Source organism: Natronococcus amylolyticus DSM 10524, from assembly GCF_000337675.1.
GTDB lineage: Archaea > Halobacteriota > Halobacteria > Halobacteriales > Natrialbaceae > Natronococcus > Natronococcus amylolyticus.
This window is the reverse complement of record NZ_AOIB01000034.1, coordinates 1-19,807: the sequence shown is the minus strand read 5'-3', so window position 1 is coordinate 19,807 and position 19,807 is coordinate 1. Positions and strand designations below refer to the sequence as shown.

21 protein-coding genes and 1 pseudogene are annotated in these 19,807 nt (G+C 62.0%); 14 read left to right on the top strand and 8 right to left on the bottom strand.

What is annotated here, in order from left to right:
- Positions 1-246: 246 nt before the first annotated feature.
- The 4 genes from C491_RS22740 (at position 247) to C491_RS17355 (ending at position 2,486) form a co-directional block, all read left to right on the top strand.
- Positions 247-360, top strand: a complete 114-nt coding sequence (locus C491_RS22740; protein ID WP_152421382.1) for a zinc-ribbon domain-containing protein — start codon at positions 247-249, stop codon at positions 358-360.
- Positions 361-722: 362 nt separating this feature from the next.
- A complete protein-coding gene (locus C491_RS17365; RefSeq protein WP_005558694.1) occupies positions 723-1,019 on the top strand; it encodes a hypothetical protein in 297 nt (98 codons plus the stop codon).
- On the top strand, positions 1,020-1,322 hold the full coding sequence (locus tag C491_RS17360; RefSeq protein ID WP_005558692.1) for a HalOD1 output domain-containing protein: 303 nt from the start codon (positions 1,020-1,022) through the stop codon (positions 1,320-1,322). It abuts the gene before it with no gap.
- Positions 1,323-1,727: 405 nt separating this feature from the next.
- Positions 1,728-2,486: a M14 family metallopeptidase gene (locus C491_RS17355; protein WP_005558690.1), complete on the top strand. Its 759-nt coding sequence runs from the start codon at positions 1,728-1,730 to the stop codon at positions 2,484-2,486.
- A 279-nt stretch (positions 2,487-2,765) separates the two neighbouring features.
- Here the strand turns inward: C491_RS17355 and C491_RS23405 are convergent, their stop codons facing one another.
- Positions 2,766-2,942, bottom strand: a complete 177-nt coding sequence (locus C491_RS23405) for a hypothetical protein (RefSeq protein ID WP_005558688.1) — start codon at positions 2,940-2,942, stop codon at positions 2,766-2,768.
- A 205-nt stretch (positions 2,943-3,147) separates the two neighbouring features.
- On the opposite strand from C491_RS23405, the gene C491_RS17350 reads away from it, so the two are divergent.
- Positions 3,148-3,381 (top strand): hypothetical protein, encoded by a 234-nt coding sequence (locus tag C491_RS17350; protein ID WP_005558687.1) that lies wholly within the window; start codon positions 3,148-3,150, stop codon positions 3,379-3,381.
- Between the two features lie 375 nt (positions 3,382-3,756).
- Here C491_RS17350 and C491_RS17345 read toward each other — a convergent pair whose 3' ends face one another.
- A complete protein-coding gene (locus tag C491_RS17345; RefSeq protein ID WP_005558685.1) occupies positions 3,757-5,529 on the bottom strand; it encodes an amidase in 1,773 nt (590 codons plus the stop codon).
- Between the two features lie 459 nt (positions 5,530-5,988).
- Between C491_RS17345 and C491_RS17340 the strand changes: the two genes are divergently transcribed.
- Positions 5,989-6,219, top strand: a complete 231-nt coding sequence (locus C491_RS17340; RefSeq protein WP_005558683.1) for a hypothetical protein — start codon at positions 5,989-5,991, stop codon at positions 6,217-6,219.
- A gap of 61 nt (positions 6,220-6,280) precedes the next feature.
- Positions 6,281-6,358 (top strand): annotated as a pseudogene (locus tag C491_RS24415) (IS6 family transposase); the annotation flags it as partial.
- A gap of 74 nt (positions 6,359-6,432) precedes the next feature.
- On the opposite strand, the gene C491_RS17335 reads toward C491_RS24415, so the two are convergent.
- Positions 6,433-6,981 (bottom strand): hypothetical protein, encoded by a 549-nt coding sequence (locus C491_RS17335; protein WP_049892248.1) that lies wholly within the window; start codon positions 6,979-6,981, stop codon positions 6,433-6,435.
- A 363-nt stretch (positions 6,982-7,344) separates the two neighbouring features.
- On the opposite strand from C491_RS17335, the gene C491_RS17330 reads away from it, so the two are divergent.
- The gene (locus C491_RS17330) at positions 7,345-7,539 is read left to right on the top strand and encodes a hypothetical protein (RefSeq protein ID WP_005558679.1); all 195 of its coding nucleotides are present in this window, start codon (positions 7,345-7,347) and stop codon (positions 7,537-7,539) included.
- 64 nt (positions 7,540-7,603) lie between these two features.
- Positions 7,604-8,440, top strand: a complete 837-nt coding sequence (locus C491_RS17325) for an aldo/keto reductase (protein WP_005558678.1) — start codon at positions 7,604-7,606, stop codon at positions 8,438-8,440.
- Between the two features lie 78 nt (positions 8,441-8,518).
- Here the strand turns inward: C491_RS17325 and C491_RS17320 are convergent, their stop codons facing one another.
- Positions 8,519-9,013 (bottom strand): MaoC family dehydratase, encoded by a 495-nt coding sequence (locus C491_RS17320; protein ID WP_049892254.1) that lies wholly within the window; start codon positions 9,011-9,013, stop codon positions 8,519-8,521.
- Between the two features lie 503 nt (positions 9,014-9,516).
- Here C491_RS17320 and C491_RS17315 point away from each other — a divergent pair.
- The gene (locus tag C491_RS17315) at positions 9,517-10,917 is read left to right on the top strand and encodes an LVIVD repeat-containing protein (protein ID WP_005558674.1); all 1,401 of its coding nucleotides are present in this window, start codon (positions 9,517-9,519) and stop codon (positions 10,915-10,917) included.
- 364 nt (positions 10,918-11,281) lie between these two features.
- Here C491_RS17315 and C491_RS17310 read toward each other — a convergent pair whose 3' ends face one another.
- The 3 genes from C491_RS17310 to C491_RS17300 form a co-directional block, all read right to left on the bottom strand.
- The gene (locus C491_RS17310; protein WP_005558672.1) at positions 11,282-14,128 is read right to left on the bottom strand and encodes a M14 family zinc carboxypeptidase; all 2,847 of its coding nucleotides are present in this window, start codon (positions 14,126-14,128) and stop codon (positions 11,282-11,284) included.
- A gap of 409 nt (positions 14,129-14,537) precedes the next feature.
- Positions 14,538-14,984, bottom strand: coding sequence for a hypothetical protein (locus C491_RS24300; protein WP_005558670.1), 447 nt, complete (start codon positions 14,982-14,984; stop codon positions 14,538-14,540).
- Positions 14,984-15,505: a DUF7342 family protein gene (locus C491_RS17300; protein ID WP_005558668.1), complete on the bottom strand. Its 522-nt coding sequence runs from the start codon at positions 15,503-15,505 to the stop codon at positions 14,984-14,986. Before C491_RS17300 ends, C491_RS24300 begins: the two co-directional genes overlap by 1 nt.
- Before the next feature lie 267 nt (positions 15,506-15,772).
- On the opposite strand from C491_RS17300, the gene C491_RS17295 reads away from it, so the two are divergent.
- The 4 genes from C491_RS17295 to C491_RS17280 all read left to right on the top strand — a co-directional run bounded on the left by C491_RS17295 (position 15,773) and on the right by C491_RS17280 (position 19,073).
- Complete coding sequence (locus C491_RS17295) at positions 15,773-16,285, top strand: HTH domain-containing protein (protein WP_152421381.1); 513 nt, start codon at positions 15,773-15,775, stop codon at positions 16,283-16,285.
- Between the two features lie 362 nt (positions 16,286-16,647).
- Positions 16,648-17,049, top strand: a complete 402-nt coding sequence (locus C491_RS17290; protein ID WP_005558665.1) for a DUF7437 domain-containing protein — start codon at positions 16,648-16,650, stop codon at positions 17,047-17,049.
- Positions 17,049-17,174, top strand: a complete 126-nt coding sequence (locus C491_RS24045; protein ID WP_275040020.1) for a hypothetical protein — start codon at positions 17,049-17,051, stop codon at positions 17,172-17,174. Before C491_RS17290 ends, C491_RS24045 begins: the two co-directional genes overlap by 1 nt.
- A 417-nt stretch (positions 17,175-17,591) precedes the next feature.
- Positions 17,592-19,073 (top strand): ATP-binding protein, encoded by a 1,482-nt coding sequence (locus C491_RS17280; RefSeq protein WP_005558661.1) that lies wholly within the window; start codon positions 17,592-17,594, stop codon positions 19,071-19,073.
- A 384-nt stretch (positions 19,074-19,457) separates the two neighbouring features.
- Here C491_RS17280 and C491_RS17275 read toward each other — a convergent pair.
- A partial coding sequence (locus tag C491_RS17275; protein WP_005558659.1) for a threonine synthase occupies positions 19,458-19,807 on the bottom strand: 350 nt, incomplete at its 5' end.

Below are 19,807 nucleotides of genomic sequence, written 5' to 3'. Positions count from 1 at the left end.
CCAATCACTGGTACGTGTTCGCACGCCAAATTACTGTCGGATTCATCCCACGACTGAAGTCGTGGGCTTTCTCCTCGAACCGCTGTAACTGTTGTCGTACATGACGGTTCGATGTCCCGTGATTCCCGCTCGAGCCGATGTCGGCCCGACCGGTCCGCTCGCCACCAGCCACGCCGGGGGACAGTCACCGCGGCGGCGAGTGAGGCTTATGCCACTGGCTACCGAACGTCAAGGTGGTGGTCAACCGTGCCCTACGCCCCACTTCACGAGGCGGACGAGGACCTCGAGTGCCCCAACTGTCGCCGGGAGATTCCCGAGCGGTCGATGGTGTGTCCGTACTGCGAGATCTCGTTGCACTGACCGGCTTTGTGCGCCGTTTTCCCCGCGATCCGTCGTCGATCGTGGCGGACGGAACCGGCGCTTCCCGCGGCGGGGAACCGCCGATCGACTCGAGCGGGCTCGGTGTAGGTACCGACTCACCGCAGACGGGACTCCGCTAACGGAGTGTTTACCTGGCTCGTCCGCGGTAGTCGGGTGTTACCACGCCAACGGCATGAGGTGTCCTGGTGGCTAGCCACCTATTGTCCCTCCGAAGAGTGAGTTGTAAACCTGAACAATTCGATCAAAATACACTCTGTTCGTTCTCATATCTATCTAATTCGTCCCAATACACCGTTACTTCGACAGAAAGCACTAAGTTCTCCTGTTCTCTCGTCAGGTGTATGGCACGCGACGCTGCGATCCTGAACGAAGACGCCCCGAACGATGCCCCTGCCCTCCCCAACTGCGTAACGATCGTCGGACACGGCGCTCCCGCGAGCTTCGAGATCACCGTCGACGGGACGATCGAGGCCGCCGACGGCGCCGGAACGGCCGTCGTCTCGGAACACGCCGCCGAAGGCGCGATCGAGGCCGGCACCACCCGGTTCCGGTTCTCCGGCGACATGGCCAACGCACGCGTCCTCGATCGAACCGGGTCCCAGTCGCCGACGATCCACGTCGAGTACGGGGCCCACTGAATGGCTGCCAGCGACACCGATCCCGACGCGGCCGGAGCGCTCAGCATCGAACGCGAGTACGGCCCCGACACCACGCCGACCGTCGCCGTCCTCGAGGCGATCGCCGCTCTCGAGGATACCGATGCGACCACACTCGGCGACGAGTTCGGGCTCGTCCTCTACGACCATCTCGATCCGCAGGCGCTCGACGCGCTGTTCGCGAGTGACACCGCGGCCGCGAGCGTAACGGTCGCGTTCGAGGCCGACGCGACCTATACCGCGACGATCACGCCCGATCGCGTGACGGTCGCGCGCGACTCGTAGACACCCACCCCGACGGCGACCCGTTCGACGGCCGTTGGACGACTCGCGCACGCCCCATCGTGCGCTCGACCGAACTTTTCTACGGAACGATCTCGTGGCTCGAGCGGTCGCTCCTCGTCGACGTTTTCGTAGCGCCCGCGGTGTTTCGGCTCGCCCGACAGCGACGGGCACGTCCGTCGAGCGCTCGAGGAACCGGCCCGTCCGTCACGCCAGTCAGCGGTGGACGCCGGCGGTTCCGCTCCATGCAGGGTTATTTTATACAATCTCGATTGGCTAATTTTATATAGCAAGCATATAGTTGTCACAGAAGAGAAAATGACAGATGAAAATTCATCCGCTCGATCGGCGTCACCACGAGGCACAGTCACGCGACGGTCCCTGCTGCTTGGGGTAGCGGCGACGACGGTGGGCGGCGGCCTCGTCGGCACGCGATCGGGACGCGCTGCCGAATCAGCGGCGATCAACGAGGAGACGCGAACGCTGCGTTCGGGGACGCAGTACGAAACGCCGGCGTACGTCCGCGACGCGCCGGACGACGGCGAGACCGTGGTCGTCCTCGGCGGCGTCCACGGCAGCGAGATCGCCGGCGTCGACGCCGCCCACAGCGTTCGCGAGTGGACGTTCGATCGGGGCACGCTCGTCGTGATCCCGGAAGCCAACGCTCCCGCGGTCAGAGACGAAACCTACAGCGGCCCCGACGGCGACCTCAACCAGCAGTTCCCGTCGGGTCGCTCGCCGACGACGCCGATCGCCGAGTCGATCTGGTCATTTATCACCGAGATGGACCCGGCGGCCGTGATCGACATGCACAGCTCGATGGGAATCTGGGGTTCCTCGCGCGGCCCCAGCGGGTTCGGCCAGGCGATCTTCCCCACCGAGGCCGGCAACGCCCGGCGGGTCGCCGCCCGCGCGAACGACTCGCTCAACGAGAGCGAGATTCGGCCCTCGAGCCGGTACGACGGTGCCTACAGCTTCACGCGGGGCAACACGCTCGACGGCTCCCAGCCGCGACTGATCCACAAGGTCTCGGCCGACCTCGGGGTGGCGGGCTACCTGACCGAGGTCACTCGCCACGACACCGCCCTCGAGACGCGAACCGAGTGGTCCGAGGCGGTCGCCGCGACGCTGCTCGCACACCACGGGATCGACGTCGTACGCGAGTGAGCGCGGGCCGCGGTTTGCTTGCGGGTTCACGGCGACCCAACCTGCTTTGGAGGAATCGTTTTTATCGTGTCGGCGGTAGAGTGTGCTGGCGGAATCCCGCCTCCCCACCCCTACCCGGGTCGTCGCCGCGCTGCCGGCCACCCCACTCGGCACCGCGGCGCGACCACCACCCCACCCTTTCAGAACGTTGCGCTCGTAGCGGCGGCGTTTTTGCGGTGACCTACGAACGGTTTTCGCTCGCCCTCGAGGCCGACGTGGCGCTCTCGTGGCCGACGATCGCTAGCGTAGCGGCTCGTCCGCGTCGTCCCACTCGCGTTTGAGCCGGCGGAGTTCGGCGATCTCGCCGGCGTACCCCGGCAGGATCACGCCCCGCTCGCACCACAGCTTCCAGGCCAGCAGGAGCTCCGGATCGTCCGCGGCCGCCAGCCGATCGGCCAGATCTCGGTCCGGGGTCATTAGCTCGTCTAGGAACGCCCCGAACTAGTGTCCTTCGCCGTTTCAGGGCTCGAGACTGTCCGTTTCGGATCGCTTTCCTCGCACGGTCGGCGGGGTCGGGACTTCTCGAGCCACGCGTTCGGGACGACCGCGACGCAAGGAAGTCGGACACTCCCGTGGTGCGCTCGGCCGCAGCTATTATCCTGGAGAAAAAAGATCAAACCATATGAACGATTGGCTGTACTGGGTGTTCGCGGCGATCGGGGTCGGGTACGGACTGGTGTTTTTCGTCCTCGCTCGCGAGGCGCTTCGGATGGTCGTCGATCCCGCCGTTTTCGTCCCGCAGCTCTGGTTTATGGGAATCGTCGTCAACGTCGTTGGACTGCTGGTCGTCCTGTTGCTCATCGGCGGAACGAACCGACTGCTCATCAAGCGCCTCGAGCTCCACAAGATGGGGTAGCGGTCGAACAGCCGCTCCTCACACGGTGCGCTCGACGATCGGGACCGTCTCGAGTCGGGCCCGAAACCGCCGACGAACGTTCGACCCGGCGCGTGGCCTGTCGATTGTGCGGATCGGCAGAACTCGCCCGCAAGCCGCCCACTTATGCAACTGTGCGCTAGTATCCGGGTGTCCGAGCGACCGAATGGTCGCTTTGGACCACCACCACCTACCGTGACGGAGGGCGATTCGCCCTCTTTCAGATGGACCGGTTGTGGATCTCGACGGACGAGCCGTGCGGTCGGACGATTCCTGCACGGATGGTTCGATACTCGGGTCGCGGAGCGATCACCTCGAGTTCGGTTCGGCTCCCTTTGCCCGTGCTCCGGCGGCCGATTAGCAGTCGTCTTCTGCCGCGATCCCAACCTCGTAGTCGGGGTTCGGGACCTCGGGCGCCTCGGCGGGAAGCGGACCGAAGCCGTCGGGCGTCTCGCGCGGGTCGGCCGCCTGCTCGTAGGCGTAGGCCGCCCCGATGAGCGTCGGTTCGTCGAACTCGAAGCCCAGCATCTCCACGCCGATCGGGAGCCGTTCGTCCTCGGTGTAGCCGGCGGGAACCGCGATCGCCGGGAGCTGCGAGTTCGCGCTCAGCGAGCAGTTCGAACCGGGCTGGCTCTCGCCGATCTCGGCGGGCGGGTGCGACAGCGTCGGGTAGGCCAGCACGTCGACACCTCGCTCGAGCATCAGTCCCTCGACCGCGTCGCGGAGTTCGATCTTCCCCGCTACCGAGCGGGTGTACTCGTCGGTCTCGCGGACGTCCGGATCGTCCTCTTCGTCCGACGTCCGGAGGGAGTCGGCCTTCCCACAGGAGTACAGATCCGACTCGACGATCTCCGCGAGCGTCTCGTACTCGTTGTCCACCCCCTCGAGGTAGGCGTCGAGATCCGCTTTGAAGACCGAGGGCTCGCTCGCGGCCTCCTGAAGGTCGTCGTAGTTCGGGATCGACTCGATCTCGACGATTTCGGCGCCCTGTCGCTCCATCTCCTCGAGGGCCGATTCGACGACGGCCGTCACCTGTTCGGCCTCGGCTTCGGCCTGTGCAACGGGGTCCTCGTCCTCGTCGTTACACGAACAGTCCTGGTCCTCCTCGTCGATATCGGGTCCGAAGAAGTCCCTGAGGACGCCGATACACAGCCCGTCCAGTGCGTCCTCGTCGAGGTAGTCGGTGTAGCTGTCGCCGGCGATCCGATCGGTGTTCGCGGGAATCTCGTTTGCACCCCGGGAGGTGGGCGGGTCCGCGGGGTCGTAGCCGACCATGGCGTCGAGCATCACCGCCATATCCGTGACCGTTCGCGCCATCGGCCCCGCGGTGTCGCGCTCGAGGCTCAACGGGATGATCCCGTCCCGGCTGATCAACCCGATCGTCGGGCGGAGGCCCGCGAGACTCCCGAACGCCGACGGGTTACGGGTCGACCCACAGGTGTCGGTCCCGGTTCCCAGGACGGCCAGATTCGCCGCGAGCGCCGCCCCGGTTCCGGCACTCGACCCGCTCGGATTGCGGCCGAGAGCGTAGGGGTTCCGGGTCTGGCCGCCCAGCGAGCTGTCGGCGGTGATCCCTCGAGCGAACTCGTCCAAGTTCGCCTTCGCGACGACGACACAGCCCGCCTCGCGGAGCTGCCGGACGATGAACGCGTCGTCCTCGGGCTGGGAGTGTTCCATCGAGAGCGAGCCGTTCGTCGTCGGCATATCGCCGGTGTCGTTGTTGTCCTTCAGGATCAGGGGAACGCCGTGAAGCGGTCCGACCGGTCCCGACGCCGCGTACTGCTCGTCGAGTTCGGCGGCCCGGTCGAGCGCGTTCTCGTTGACCCTGATGATCGAGTTGATCGCCTCGTCGTACACCTCGATCCGCTCGAGGTAGTCCTCGACGATCTCGCGTGCGGTGGCCTCGCCGCTCTCGATCGCGTCGTGGACGTCCGCGACGGTCGCTTCGACCGGATCGAACCCCTCGTCGCTCGTACTTGCGCTGGCGGACGACGCCCCGACGCCGACGAGTCCCGCGGCGCCGATCCCCTTCATCACGGTCCGTCTGTCGACCGATCCGAACAGCGACTCCGTTCCGTTCTTTGTCTCTTGAGTTCCGTTCTTCTCCTTTCTCTTGCTTGCCTTCGACATTTGCAACCGTCGAGTAGGATAAGTTGTACAAATAGCTTCCCAGAAAGGTATGAATATCAGCTTGTTCGGTTTTACTTCGTTAGAAGAGCCTTAGCTATTTCAGAACCTAAACCTACCTTCTACGTCGCCCTACACATCTTCCAGAGGCTTTTAGTAAGATCCGTCGGCTATTGGGCTCGAGAACTCGGCGTTCCGGCTTCGGTTCCTCGTTGGTCGCTCGAGTTCGGTTCGAGGGCGACTCGAGCGAACGGAGAGGGTGAGTCGTGGCGTCACCGATCTGTCTCCGGGTCGGTTCACTCGTCTGGACGATCACGCTGTATAGAACAGTTAGATATATTATATACTGTCCAAGAATTTGACTCTGTAAGAAAATAATCGCAGTACTGGGCCGACTTATCGAGAACATATAGAGTTTCGTGAGCAAGTAGAGTTATGATAATTGAGTGCTAACGGTTGCCCATGCAGCTCTACTGGCCCCGACCGACCGCACCCGGCGTTCCCAACGACTGCTACCAGTGCGGTGCGACGATCGACGGCGACGCACGTACCGGCGTCTGGCTCGAGCGCGAGCAGTGGCAGGGCCCGAACCGCCACGAGCTCACCTGCCTCGATTGCTGTCCCGAGGTGCCTAACGAGGTCGCCGTGGGCGACGACATGACTGAAGAGATCGACCAACCGCTGTATCCCTAAGCCGGAACGACTGTCAATCCACTCGGACAGTTCGGCACCGGCCGCTGCAACGTCGGTGTCACCGTCGCAGGTCGCTGTTGACGAGACCGCTGTCAAAATTAACGACGAGTGGTTTTGGGTGCGCGCTGCAATAGATGTCGGATTCTGGCCGTCTGTAGTGTGACAGCGTCCGCTGGCCATCCGTAGCACAGTCAAAAGCGCTGCCTCGAGCGGCTACACCAGCTCGATCTGTTTTCGAGACTCCGCGATCAGATCCTCTTCGGTTAGCTCGCCGTCTGCGTATGCGCGCAGTTTGTCACCGCTGAGCTGAGCCGACGCGAGCGGCCGTCCGGACGTGTGTGCGACCGTGGTGTCGACCGTCTCGATCTGGTCGAAGAATCCCTCGGCGTCCTCGATCCCCTCCTCGAGTTCCGCCAGGAGTTCGTCGAGGTCGTCGCGCAGCTGCGCCAGATCCTTGATGCCCGTGGCGAGCACGACCGTCAACGTTTGACCGCGGCGTCGGAACTCCTCGATGGAGATGACTACGCCGCTGTCGAGTTTGACCTCCTCGGGGACGAAGTCGGGAACGCCGTTCGGGCCGCCCTGTCCCCGGCCCTGACCGGGATGGTCGTCGTTTCGGTTGCCCTGCCCGCCGCTGTTTCCGGGATTGTTGTCAGCCGCGCCACGCCCCGCGCTGGTCTCCGACTGGAGTTCGCCAACACAGCCGGCGACGAGCGTCGTGAGCACACCAGTACCACCGAGAAGGACTTTTCGCCTGTCCATGTCTGAAAATAACCCCACCCACCCATTAATGCATTTCTACATTCACATCATTTAGTGATATAAAATATAAGATATCGTGAGTTATATTCCGATAATGGAGAGCGGGTCGGTTTCGTGTGAGAACGAGAGCCTTCTACTGGCTCGAGAGCGCGGTTCGGGTATGGACGAGACGACGCGACGGAGGGCCGTCCTCGGTATCGGCAGCGTACTGTTACTCAGTGGTTGTTCGGACGCCGCCGATTCCGACGCCGAGGACGAGGTGAACGGAACCGAGGGTGACGACGGGAGCGAGACGGACGACGGGAACGACGCGTCGGGAGACGAACCGGAGGACAACTCGAGCTCGCGCGGGACGTACAGGACGTGCTGGCGGTCTACAGCTCCTACGTGGAACGCGGCGACGCGCCCACCGAGCAGCTCGAGGGCGCGGTCGAAACCGACGACGGTCAGGCGATTGGCAGCGTCACGGTCCGGACCGAGTGGGTCGAGGCGTACAACCGCGGCGAGATCTCCGAGGGAGAGCTGCGGGACCGCGTCCTCGGGACGGTCGAATCCTGAGCCAGATACCGGACTCACCCCCCAGAAGCGGTAGGTTCAATTATTGGCCTTGTGAATGTGCCGTGTGAGCAACCCCACACGAACGCTCCCGAGCGGCGACGAACTGCCCGCGCTCGGCCTAGGCACGTACGGTCTCGACGACGAACAGACGGCCACCAGCGTTCGTACGGCGCTCGAGGCTGGCTACACCCACATCGACACCGCCGAGGGGTACCACAACGAGGCGGTCATCGGCGACGTGCTCGCGGAGTACGACCGCGAGGACGTGTTTCTCACGTCGAAGGTCCTCCCGAAGAACCTCGACTACGAGTCGCTGATCCGGGCGTGTGAGGCGTCGCTGGAGCGACTTGGGACCGAGTACCTCGATCTCTACCTCATCCACTGGCCCAACCCCGCAATCTCGCTCCGGGAGTCGCTGCAGGCGATGGCCCGACTCCACGATCGCGGGCTCGTTCGCAACGTGGGGGTCTCGAACTTCAGCGCGTATCAGCTGAGCTGTGCCCACCACATTACGGACGTTCCGATCGCGGTCAACCAGATCGAGTTCCATCCCTGGTTCCAGCGGCCCGACCTCGTCGACTACTGCCAAGAGTCGGACACCGTCATCGAGGCGGCGGCGCCGTTCGGGCGGACGGACGTGTTCGACGACGCGGTCGTCCGCGAGCTCGCCGAGACGTACGAGAAGAGCCCCGCCCAGGTGACGCTTCGGTGGCTGCTCGACCGCGGCATGGTCGCGCTGCCACGGTCGGCGACCCCCGAGCACGTGCGGGCCAACGCCGATCTCGACTGGTCGCTGGACGAGGCCGACCGCCGACGGCTGGACGAGCGCGATCGCGACCGACCGGTGTACGACACCCCGACGCGCGACTGGACGCGCGAGGTGTACGGGATCGAGCGCTGAGGCGGGTCGCCGCAACTCGCCAGCGAGGACATTCGGCTACCCGGTCTCGACCGCTCGCAAAACGAGGTCGGCGTCGGCTCAGTCGTCGGCGGGCGGCGGGTTGATGGCGACGACTGCCTCGCCGGCGATCACCGTGTTCTCGGCCTCGTCGACCGCGGTCGTCTCGAGTCGGTACCGGTTCTCGCCCAGTGCCTCGACGATTTCACAGGTCGCGGTCACCGTCCCCCCGACCTCGACTGGGTCGCGGAACTCCAGATCCTGGGAGAGGTAAATCACGACGCCGGGGAACTGGGCCAGCGCCGCCGAGATCGTGCCCGCGACCAGCCCACCGTGGGCGATCCGGCCGTCGAACATCGTCTCTTCGGCGTACTCCTCGTCGAGATGCAAGGGGTTCAGATCGCCGCTCGCGTCGGCGAACGCGGAGACGTCCGCCTCCGTGATCGGCTTGGTGAACCGAACGAGCTCCCCCACCTCGAGGTCGGGGTAGCGCTCGACGGATCGCTCGAGCGTCCAGTCGCCGGCAGCGCTCTCGGGTTCGCTTTCGACGGGGTCGGTGGCCGGTGAGCTACTCATCTCGGCCGAAATCGGGGCCGCCGACACTTGAGGGATCGGCCTTCTATGGCGAACGCTACCGAGAGACGCGTCGAGCACGTTCGGCCGCGAGAGGATCCTCGAGCGATCGTGAGGACGGCGTCCTCGAGTTCGGGCAAACGGCAAAGAGTGGGAGCTCGACTCGACCGTTGCCGTGAGACGGCTCTGGGCGGCATGCGCGTTCGGGTTGGCGAGCCTGATCCCGAACGCGCATGCCGCACGAAGCTGGTGTCCGGCTCCAACTCCGATACCGCTGTCGACGCCGATTCCCGTATGGGCCGAGCGTCGGGCCGTCGGTCCGCCGGAGTACGGACGCCGGACTCAGGCCTACTCACGAGGCGATCTTTGCTTGAGTAAACGAATGATCTCATGAAGGCAATGTATAACTCTTCCCCTACTTTTCGATGATTGAACCAGTTACGTACTGATACAATTATTCGTCCGGTACGCTGGATGGTCTCGCGTTCGAGACAGAGCGAACCATCATGAGTGACACACCACGCCGGACGCTGCTGCAACGGATCGGAATCGCCGGGCTGGCCACCGCCGCGCTCGGGACGGGAACGGCGGCCGGACAGGGGTCGAACGGCGCTTCCTCGAGTACACCCGACCAGGCGAACGCGCGGACGTGCGGTCGCACCGACCTGCTCGGACACACACTGCCGGAGGGCGAGAAGCCCCGCTACACGTTCGGCACCACCAGTCCCGACGGGATGTGGGGCGGCGTAAGTAGCTTCCCTCGAAGCGACGACTCGACCGGGAACGACAGCACCGTCGTCGCGACGCTGTACGACCTCTCCGATCTCGAGCAGCCGACGGTCGCCCACGAGCTCGAGTGGCCGGTCGAGAACCACCGGTCGAACCACATGCGGTTCGACGGCACCCGTGACGGACTCTACTACGTTACCCACGAGATGGACGAGGGCGCAGAGGAACCGCTGGGGATGTCGGTCGTCGACTTCGGCTGGGGCGAGGGCACTCCGGAGGAACCCGAGGTGCTGGCGACGCTCGAGACGCCCAACACCGGCTCGCACACCAACGCCGAGCATCCCGAGGACACAGTGGTCTACATGATCGACAAGGCCGAGAGCGAGCCGGGCGTGATCCCCGTCGACGTCAGTGAGCCGGGCGATCCGGAGCAGACGGGTCCGTTCGGCCCCGACGGCTTCTGTCACGCCCTCGAGGTCGACCCGATCCGGGAGGTCCTCCACTGTGCGTACATCGGCGGCGACTTCGTGGGCTACGTCATCCTCGATATCTCCGAGGACCCGCTGCATCCCGAGGAGATCGGCCGGTTCGACTACGACGACCAGCCCGACTACACCGAGGTCGGCGAGCCGGGGTTCGAGGACTGCCACCAGGCCCACTTCGATCCCAATCGCGACATCGCGATCGTCGGCGACGAGCTGTTCGGGGAGCTGCCCGGTGGGAAACACGTCTTCGACATCGGCTGGGGCGAGGGATCGCTCGAGGACCCACAGCCGATCAGCCACTTCTACTCACCCGATGTGAGGGAACAGGACGTCGGCGTCTGGACGACGCACTTCCACGACATCCTGCAGGACGGCGACGAGACGCTGCTGGTCGACGGCGGCTACTCGCAGGGGTTCTGGGTCGCCAACATCACCGACCCCTGCAACCCCGTGGCGACCGAGCGCTTCGCGACCGACTGCGAACTCGAGCGGGCCGACACGCGCCACTCGCCGGGAACGGCCCCCTACAACTGGTCGGCGGTGTGGAACGACGAGCGGGAGTTCGCCTTCTCGAGTGACACCATCACCGGCGCGTACACGTTCTCGGTCGACGCCCGCCCCGCCCGCGGGGAGGACGGCGGGGGGCCGGGTTCGCACTACGATCTCGAGACGATTCTCGAGCGGTATAGCTGAGCCGTCCAGCCTTCCCCTCGATCGGTACTGAGAATCGGGAGTTCGGCAGCTCCGCTCGGAGCTTGCGTCGTTGTAGCGGAGCGGTGTTCACTCGAGTGCATCTTCGGTCAGTTTAGTGCTCTCGACCGTGCTAGTGATCATTGGGACAGCTGGTTCAACTTCACGACGAGGTACTGGGTATCGCTTGCCTCGTGCCGAAGGTCAGCTCGGTTCAGATCTGCTCGAGATCGGTACTGTCGGGGGGACGGTTCTGATCCCGGCAGATCATGCTTCTGCGATCACATCGGGGACTACGCTGTCACCAACACCTGCGTTTGGCCTCGAAGGAGCGATTTTGATTCTGTGTAAAGAAATTGGGGGTTGGTCAGTCAGTTGACCGCTCGCTACGAGGTTCACCGACGCTTGCGACTAATTCGCCATCAACATAGCGGCGCTGCTCGCCTCCGATTGCGTTGCAAAGCACCGTATGGCCCATCGTGGAGACGGCGTGATCGGCCATACCGAACTGATGGAGATATTCCTGGTTCGCTGGGGGGAGAACGGAGGCAATAACGTAGATCGTGCAGTCACCGATGGCCAGCGTCCCAAGCCCAACTCCCGATAGATCCTCGGCTTCGTCGTCGTCTCCAAACGTACCGACGATAGTCCCACCGGCAGCTTCGAAGGCCTCTTCATCGACTGCATAGACGGGTTGATCGTCTTCGTCCGGAGTGTATCCGACCTGTGGTGCCTTCCAGAGTTCGTGCTGGATGTCGCGGACCCCCTCGAGAAGTGGGTGGTCAAGATCACGGTTATAGACGTTGACAAAAGTGAGACCGAACGAGTCGATATCGCCCTCACTGATGTCTGCTGCGTCTCCGACATCGAGTGCAGCCAGCAAGCGCACACCAGCGTCGGTAAGCACCAGGTCTCCGCCCGCCTCTACGAACGCTTCGACCGCACCGACGTACGATGGATCCTCACAGGCCATCTCCCCGGAAACGACCAGTGTGTCGTACTGCCGATCTTTGCCGTCGAGAAGATCCCTAGAGCGCACCTCGTCGACTGTTAGTCCATCTATCTCCCCATCCTCAACGAACTCATCGAGCTCTGCGAAGAACTCCATCGGGTTGGCCGAGTACTCTCGTTGGTAGAACCCCATGATCTCTTCGGGATCGAGGTGTTCGTCATCGCTGTCGATGATGACGACTTCGACGGTGACCTCTCCGTCGCCGTCGAACTTGATCACCCAGGTCCCCTCCGGAGGGTCAGAAATGTAGAACTCCGTGTTGCCGCTGTGGCAACACTCCGAGTGGCCCAGCTCATCGGTGTCGAGTTTCCGGACGACGTCGCCATCCGGATTCACGATTTCTACGACCCCGTCTGCGTCATCGGCGGGCTCGACGTGCACTGAGAGACACCGCGTCTGTGGATGTACGACCTCTTCGATACGACCGTCAAAGCCGGGCAGGACGTCGGCTTGCTCTCGCGTGATTTCGACCGGCGTTTCGTGACCGGGACCCGCTTCGTGGCCCGGACTCTCATCGGTGTGAGTGAGGTCCGCCGACGATCGTGTAAGCTCGTCGGACGCGACGTAGGCCACGTCCTGGCCGCCGGTGTCGAGCGTTGCGTCGACATCTGCAGCGGTCAGTTCGGCGAACACCTCCATCTGGATGCGATAGGCCGTCTCGAGGTGGCGATGCATGTACGGGAACCACTCCTCGCCACCGCCAGCGAAGACCATTTCCGGGACGACGGCAATAGCGTCGAGTCCGCCGTCTTCACGCGGTTGTCCGGCCCAGTCGAGCAGTCCACCGGAAATGTTGTAGCCCAGTGTGTCGTCGACAGTTCCGTAGTCGAACAGATTCTGTAGCTCTTGGTCGGGTTCGTCGAACCAATCCTCTAAGGCGCGTTCGACGTCGGCTTCGAACCCATCAAGCGCACCCAGTTCGGCCTCCATTCGCTCGCCGACTCGAACGTTGCTTTCTTCGAGAAGGTGGACCCCGCGGTGGTCTCGTTGCGCGTTAGCTTCGAGGTTCCAGACGAAGTCGAACTCCTCTCGCGTCCCCATCTGGTGGTAATCGACGAGATACCGGACGTTTTCGTACTGGCGCAGGAACTCGACCGTCGCGATCGCGTCGGGAACGATATCGTAGTACTCTTCGGGTGCATCCTCAGGTTCGCCGGGGTAATTGTTCGGATCGACCCACCCGATCGTGGGGTACTGCCGATTCGTGTCGTTACTCGAGGCGTTCCCTCGAGTGAACTCGAGATACTCCGGATCGACCAATTCCGGAAGCCGGCTGAAGTAGCCATCCGGATTGACGAACAGGAACAGGATCGCGATCTCATCGAGCAGCTCCGTTTGATCGGCGTTGCCCGTTACGAGATCCTCGATGTACCGTGTTCCTGTTTCCTCACCGGCTCGCTCGCGTCCGTGAATATTGACCTCGTAGATTGCCTTTTCTTTCGCTTCGAACGACTCACGATCCTGAACGTCGTTGGTCACCTCGACGAGAAACACGTCTTGTGGATCGGTTTCATCACCAGTACGGACGTTCTCCCAGCCGGGACTTTGACCCACTTCACGAACGTTGAGTCGATCGGGATACTGCTCCTGGAGATACGAGAGCCCGGCATACGACTCCGCATTGTTCATATAATCGCGGGCGTCCTCGACAGCCGGAAACACTCGGTCACTATACGTGTCGTCTTCCGGCCAGTCATCGAGTTTCCAGAACGGATTGGCACCGATCGAATGATCGATGTGCTCGACACTATCTGAGTCGACGACGTCCTCGAGCACAGTTTCGAGTTCCTGGGCGGTGAGGTAGGCGTGTGCCGCGGGAGTCGGTTCCTCGCGGACCACTGCTTTCGGGGGTGCGCTCTCCGTTTCGATGTCCCAGCCGGGCTCGCAGAACTCTCCTTCGAAGGCTGAGAGCGCGGTTGTATCTGTGAACTCGAGGACAAGATGGACCTCGTACTCTTCAGGAGTAGCATTGACAGCGAACTGCGCTTCGTCCGTCATGCTGTCGTGCGTTACGTCACCAGCAACGACACTCGGAAGTGCGAGTGCAGCGCCGGTCGCTGCTGCGACGCTGAGGAACGTTCGGCGGGTTACTCCCCCACCGGTGAAGGCATCCGGTTCGAGTTCTGTCGCCTCTTCGTAGGTGTATCGGTCCGACTCCTCGTACGATTCTCCCCGCTTGTCCTGTGACTTTCGGCTAGCCATGATTTATTACTCCCCATGTGCCTGCTATTAGCACACAAGAATTACGCCCACATGTTGCTATTTAGTCGCTGGCTTTCTGTAGGAAATTTCCGAGGTCTGAACCTTCAAGTAGCTAGCAATCGTAGATATTGTTTCGTGTTTTCACCCTTGGACACATACTTCTCAGACGATAGTTGATCGAGACGATTCTCGATCGATACAGCTGAGCCGTCCATCGTCGTGCGTTCGGTGCCCTCCGAGGGGCCGACCGAGAGCCAGCTGTGGCGTCCGATACTTCCGGACATCCTGCTCGAGCAATCGGTTGCTCACCGTCCGTATCGTATCCTCGCTACGGCCGCGCTAAGCCCCTTGTCCACACGAAAGCCCACCCTCACGAACGGGGTCGTCAGATCGAGCGAAGCAGGGGAGTTCACATCGACAACAGTTCTTCGATTCGCGTTTCGACTGCAGCAAGGACCGTCGAGTAGACTTCAAGCGGGTGCAGAGAAGGCACGGAGAGATCGGTTACCTCCTCGGCAGTTGGTGGGTGGTGAAAGTGCAAGCGAGTGTTGTGCGAATTTGGATGGCGATCCCATCGACACTCCCACCGAGTCCCGTCGAGCGGTTCTTCGACGTAGTGTACGGAGAAATCATCGGTTGTGAACCACCGGATATCGAGTCGGGCAGTGGTGATCGACTCCGGATACTGGCTTGCGTCGAGTACTGCACGGAGGAGTCGCGGTTCGTGGCTGTTCGGATCGAACGTGGTCTCGGCGACCAACGAATCCGACCCGAGCTGTCGCTCGAGCAGCCGGAGAGTCTGTCGATCGGGTGGTCCAACCGAGTCCCCTGGCTCGTCATCCGGTGGGGAACTCATTACGCTGGAATGAGGTGGCCGTCGTTCTGCGAGAGCTGGCGAGCAAGCTCGTAGAGCCGCAGATCTCGAAGCACACCCTGCCAGTCGCTCACCGCGACCATCCGTTCGTGGCGCGTCTCGTGATCGCCTCGATCGAACACGGCCACGTCCGTCGGACGTGTGGCTCCGAACTGCTCCTGGAACGTCGCGTGTCGTTCCTCGAGTTCCTGGACCCGGTCGATGATGTCGTCGGTGGATAGGTCCTCCGCGATTCGGCTCGCGTCCTGCCACTCGAGGTATGCCTCGTTCCGTTCGTACTGCGGGGGACGGCTGTCGGTGTTCGCCCGAACGATTCCCATCTCGGACAACCGATCCAGGTGCTTTTTCGCGGCGTTTGGAGAGCAGTCGGCCAACTCTGCAATCTCCGTGTGTGGGGCCGGTGAGGTAACGCCAAGCGCGACCTCGTAGACTCGTCCGAACGTATCAGTCCCCGCCTGCCACCGTTGCCGATCGGGCTCCGGCGCCGGGTCGAACTCGGTCATTGGTATCTGTACACGGCTGCGTTCAATATATCTTTGTATATTTCACATATTTGGTGGCAACTGTGGTTCAGGCCACGTAGCGGAGATAGTGTGAAAGGCCATTCGCCCGTACCAGGTGATCCTCGGGCTTGACCTCGAGCGATACAGCTGAGTCGTCAACCGTCGTGCGTTCGGTGCCCCCCGGGGGCGACCGATAGCTAGCGGTGTCGGCTCCCCACAGTCGGGATAGCTACGTCCGTTATCCGTCTCCGTGGTGAAATCAGTGCCATGATGGATCCGCTAGACCGGCCACCGGATCGACGCGTCGTGCTCTACCTCCGCCAGCACGCGTCCGCGGCGCTCGTCGAGGAGCTGTGCGGGCTCGTCGAGCGGGTCCGACGTCTCGAGGCCGACGGCGCCGCCGTGACCGTCGCGACCTGGGGGCCCGTGACGCCCGCCCTCGAGCGACTCGACGACACCGGCCCGTCGGTCTCGCACACAGTCGATTCGTTCCAGGCGTGGGCCGATCGCGAGGGGTACTCGCTTCGGCCGGCGTTCAGCCGCTGTGAGACCACGTCGTTGCTCGAGTGTCGGCCATGCACCGAACTCCGGGTGCCGACGGCGTGTCTGGCCGTCTCCGTCGACGGCGAGCTGCGCTGTGTCGTGCCCTGTTCGGACGGGGAGCGAACCTACGGCGTCGAGACCTGTCTCGACGCGCTCGAGGCCGGGCGGGGCGACCCCTTCGACACGCCGGAGCCACGCGAGCCACCGCGCGAGGACGCGACGGTGCCCCTCGAGTAGGCGTCGCTACCGACAGCTGTGATCGTCCCGCCGTCTCTTCGAGCGGCTACTCGCGTTATCGAGAGAGCCCTGGTGAAGACACAGCGTAGACAGACACCCCGACCGATGAAGAAGGACGACTCCTCCACCAGGTGGCTATGCCAATACCAACTGATCCGGAGAGCAACGCTCGTTTCCGAGAACGGCTTAATGCACCATCCATAGAACATGGATTATGACTGTCTCTTATACACATCNTTGCCAGCCCGCTCAGAGATGTGTATAAGAGACAGCTCCTGACGACCCCACAGCTCGCTCGGTTGTATATCTATACTCTGCAGCATGGTCCAGTCTCAATCGACACGATCAAAGACGAACTCGAGATGGCTCACTCGACGACATACAAGTATCTCGGGCAACTCGAGGAGATGAAGATCGTTTCTCGAGACGAGGATGAGACGCCAACAACGGTTATCGCAACACCGCTCAAGCTCGAAATCGATGGCGCTCACGGCGAGTTCCGTGCGACACCGGCCGTAATCGATGCGATTGGACGACAGCTCGAGAACGACGATATTCGCGTCTTCGTCGATCGACAAGGAGTCGCCAAACTCGCCGCAGCCGTTCACTACACTCGCCGCATTATCGAGGGCGAGCTCTCCCAGCGAACTGCTGCGAACAAACTCGAGGTTCACCCAGTCGAGGGGATGACTGTCTTCGCTGCGCTCCAGGACGTCCTCGAGGATGCAACGGCATACGATCCGTCCCTCGACCTCGCTGAGTGATGACCGAAGAGTCGATTCCGACCGACAGCGTCGTCATCATCGACAGCAGCGTGCTGTTCGCGATGGGTGACCCGTCGAAGAGAAATAGCAGGCTCTCGAGCGTCACGTCCAGCGCCGGAATCTGACGGTGTACGTGCCCCAGCAGGTAGCTGCGGAATTGGGCGAAAGTCCGGAGGCCTACGCCTACCAGCGTGATCGGTCGAAGGCTGCACAGGACGCTGGGTGGTTGCACCCTGGCGAAATCGATTTCACTCTGGCTACGGTCTCCGACATCGTCGACAAAACGAGGCGCCGAATGCTCGCCCTCTCTGCGGACGATGTCACGGAAGACGATATCGAGAAAACCGCTCCCATCCCGAGGCGAGTCATCACTGCTTGGCTGTGACCATGACCTTACTGAGGGTCTGCTACACATACTCATTCCCAAAGGGCGAGATCCTCTCGCTAGTAAAGAAAACAGTTCTCGAGACCGTCTGCTTAATAATTCTAGTTCCGAAAGGCAAAACAGACAAGTCATTACCGCAGTAATCATTATGTAGCGTATGACCTTCTACGACCGGGCCGACGAACTCACCGCACTAAACACCGCCTTCAAATCGTCCGGTCATGCCTTCTATGTCGTATATGGCAGGCGTCGAGTTGGGAAAACAGCGCTGCTCAAAGAATTCTGTTCTGGACACGACCACATATACTTCCTCGCAGCCCAGGAGGCCGAACACCGCCAGCGGGAGAAGTTCGTCGAACAAGTCGCAGATGCGTTCGACGATCGCATCCCTCGGATTGATGGCTGGGACGAGGCCTTCGAATACCTTGGCGAGAAACTCATGACAGATACCGTCGCGGTGGTCATCGACGAATTTCCCTATTTAGTCGACGAAAACGACTCGCTCCCATCGTACCTGCAGTCGTTTGTCGACGAACACCTCCAAGACACAGACTCGATGCTCGTCCTCTGTGGCTCGAGCGTGAGCACGATGGAGTCAGCAGTGCTTGGTCACGAAAGTCCACTGTACGGTCGGCGAACGGGGCAGCTCGATCTGCAGCCGTTCTCGTTCCAGCAGGCCAGCGAAGCCATCGGATACGATATCGAAGATGCAGTTCGATCGTATTCGGTGACCGGCGGGACACCGATGTATCTCACGCTCTTTGACTACGACGACTCGCTCGCTACAAACATCCAAACACGAATCCTTTCGCCAACGGCCGTCCTCTACAACGAACCGGAGTTTCTCTTGCGAACGGAACTGCGCAATCCTGCTCGATACATGAGCATCCTCGAGGCCGTCGCGCTTGGTCATACAACACCAAATGAAATTTCCGGAGCAACAGGNGAACTGCGCAATCCTGCTCGATACATGAGCATCCTCGAGGCCGTCGCGCTTGGTCATACAACACCAAATGAAATTTCCGGAGCAACAGGGATCGATTCAGGGCCCCTCTCGAAGTATCTCCAGACGCTCCGTCGGCTCCGGCTCATCGACCGCAAAATCCCCGTGACGGCGTCTGCGAAGAAATCGAAGCGCTCGCGCTATCACGTCGCCGACGAGTTCCTTCGATTCTGGTTTCGCTTCGTCGAGCCAAATCGCTCGAGTATCGAAGAAGCACCACAAGTCGTCTTCGAGGGAACGATCGAACCGAACCTTTCGACTCATACTGCACGGACATTTGAAGAGATCTGCCAGGAAGCGATCTGGGAAGAGATCCGGCAAGGAAATCTCGAACTATACTCGGAGGTTGGACCATGGTGGTATGGGGAAACCGAGATCGATATCGTTGGCCTCGCTTCTGATGCTGATCGAATGCTCCTTGCCGAGTGCAAATGGACCACTGAGCCAGTTGGTCACGCACTCGTAGACGACCTTCGATCGAAGACGGAGAACGTCCGATGGGGTTCACCTGACCGAGACGAACAGTTTGCACTCTTCTCAAAAAGTGGTTTTGTCGATGGACTCGGGACGGATCTCGGCAATAATTGGACACTCTTCGATCTAGAGGACCTCCGTACACTCTTTCGGCGGGAGTGAGGGCTCACGGTGTCTCCTCGATGATTTCGATGCGNTTCTCAAAAAGTGGTTTTGTCGGTGGACTCGAGAAGGATCTCGGCAATAATTGGACACTCTTCGATCTAGAGGACCTCCGTACACTCTTTCGGCGGGAGTGAGGGCTCACGGTGTCTCCTCGATGATTTCGATGCGTTCGATCTAGCTCATAGATACAGAACGTCTCATTTCGATAATGTAGCCGCGCGTGAGGAGACCGTCCATGCCTGGGCCTCGTTACTCGTCAACCTCGCTCCGGTCCATCCGGTGTCAGTCGATGCACTCTCGGCCGCCCTCGCCGTCGACACGGCCATCGCGCGACGGTGCCCCGGGTGCGAACGCTGGCGTCCTCGCTCGAGCGGGAGCGCGTCAGTCGTCGACGCGATACCGCCGTCGAACCTCGCCGAGCTCGGGCTGGATCTCCGTCGGACTGCCGGCTGCCTCCATCGCACTCGTCGTGTCTTTCAGTCCGGAGCCGGTGACGACGGCCAGGACCGACTCGTCGTCGTCGATGATCCCCTCGGCGAGTGCCTTCCGAATCCCGGCGATCGGCGCCGCTCCAGCGGGTTCGGCGTAGAGGCCTTCGGTGCTGCCGAGCGTCTGCTCTGCGTGCAGAATCTCCTCGTCGCTGACGACGACCGAGGTCCCCCCGCTCTCGTGGAGCGCTTCGGTCGCCTTTACCGTGTTGCGTGGCCGGCCGACGGCGATACTGTCGGCTA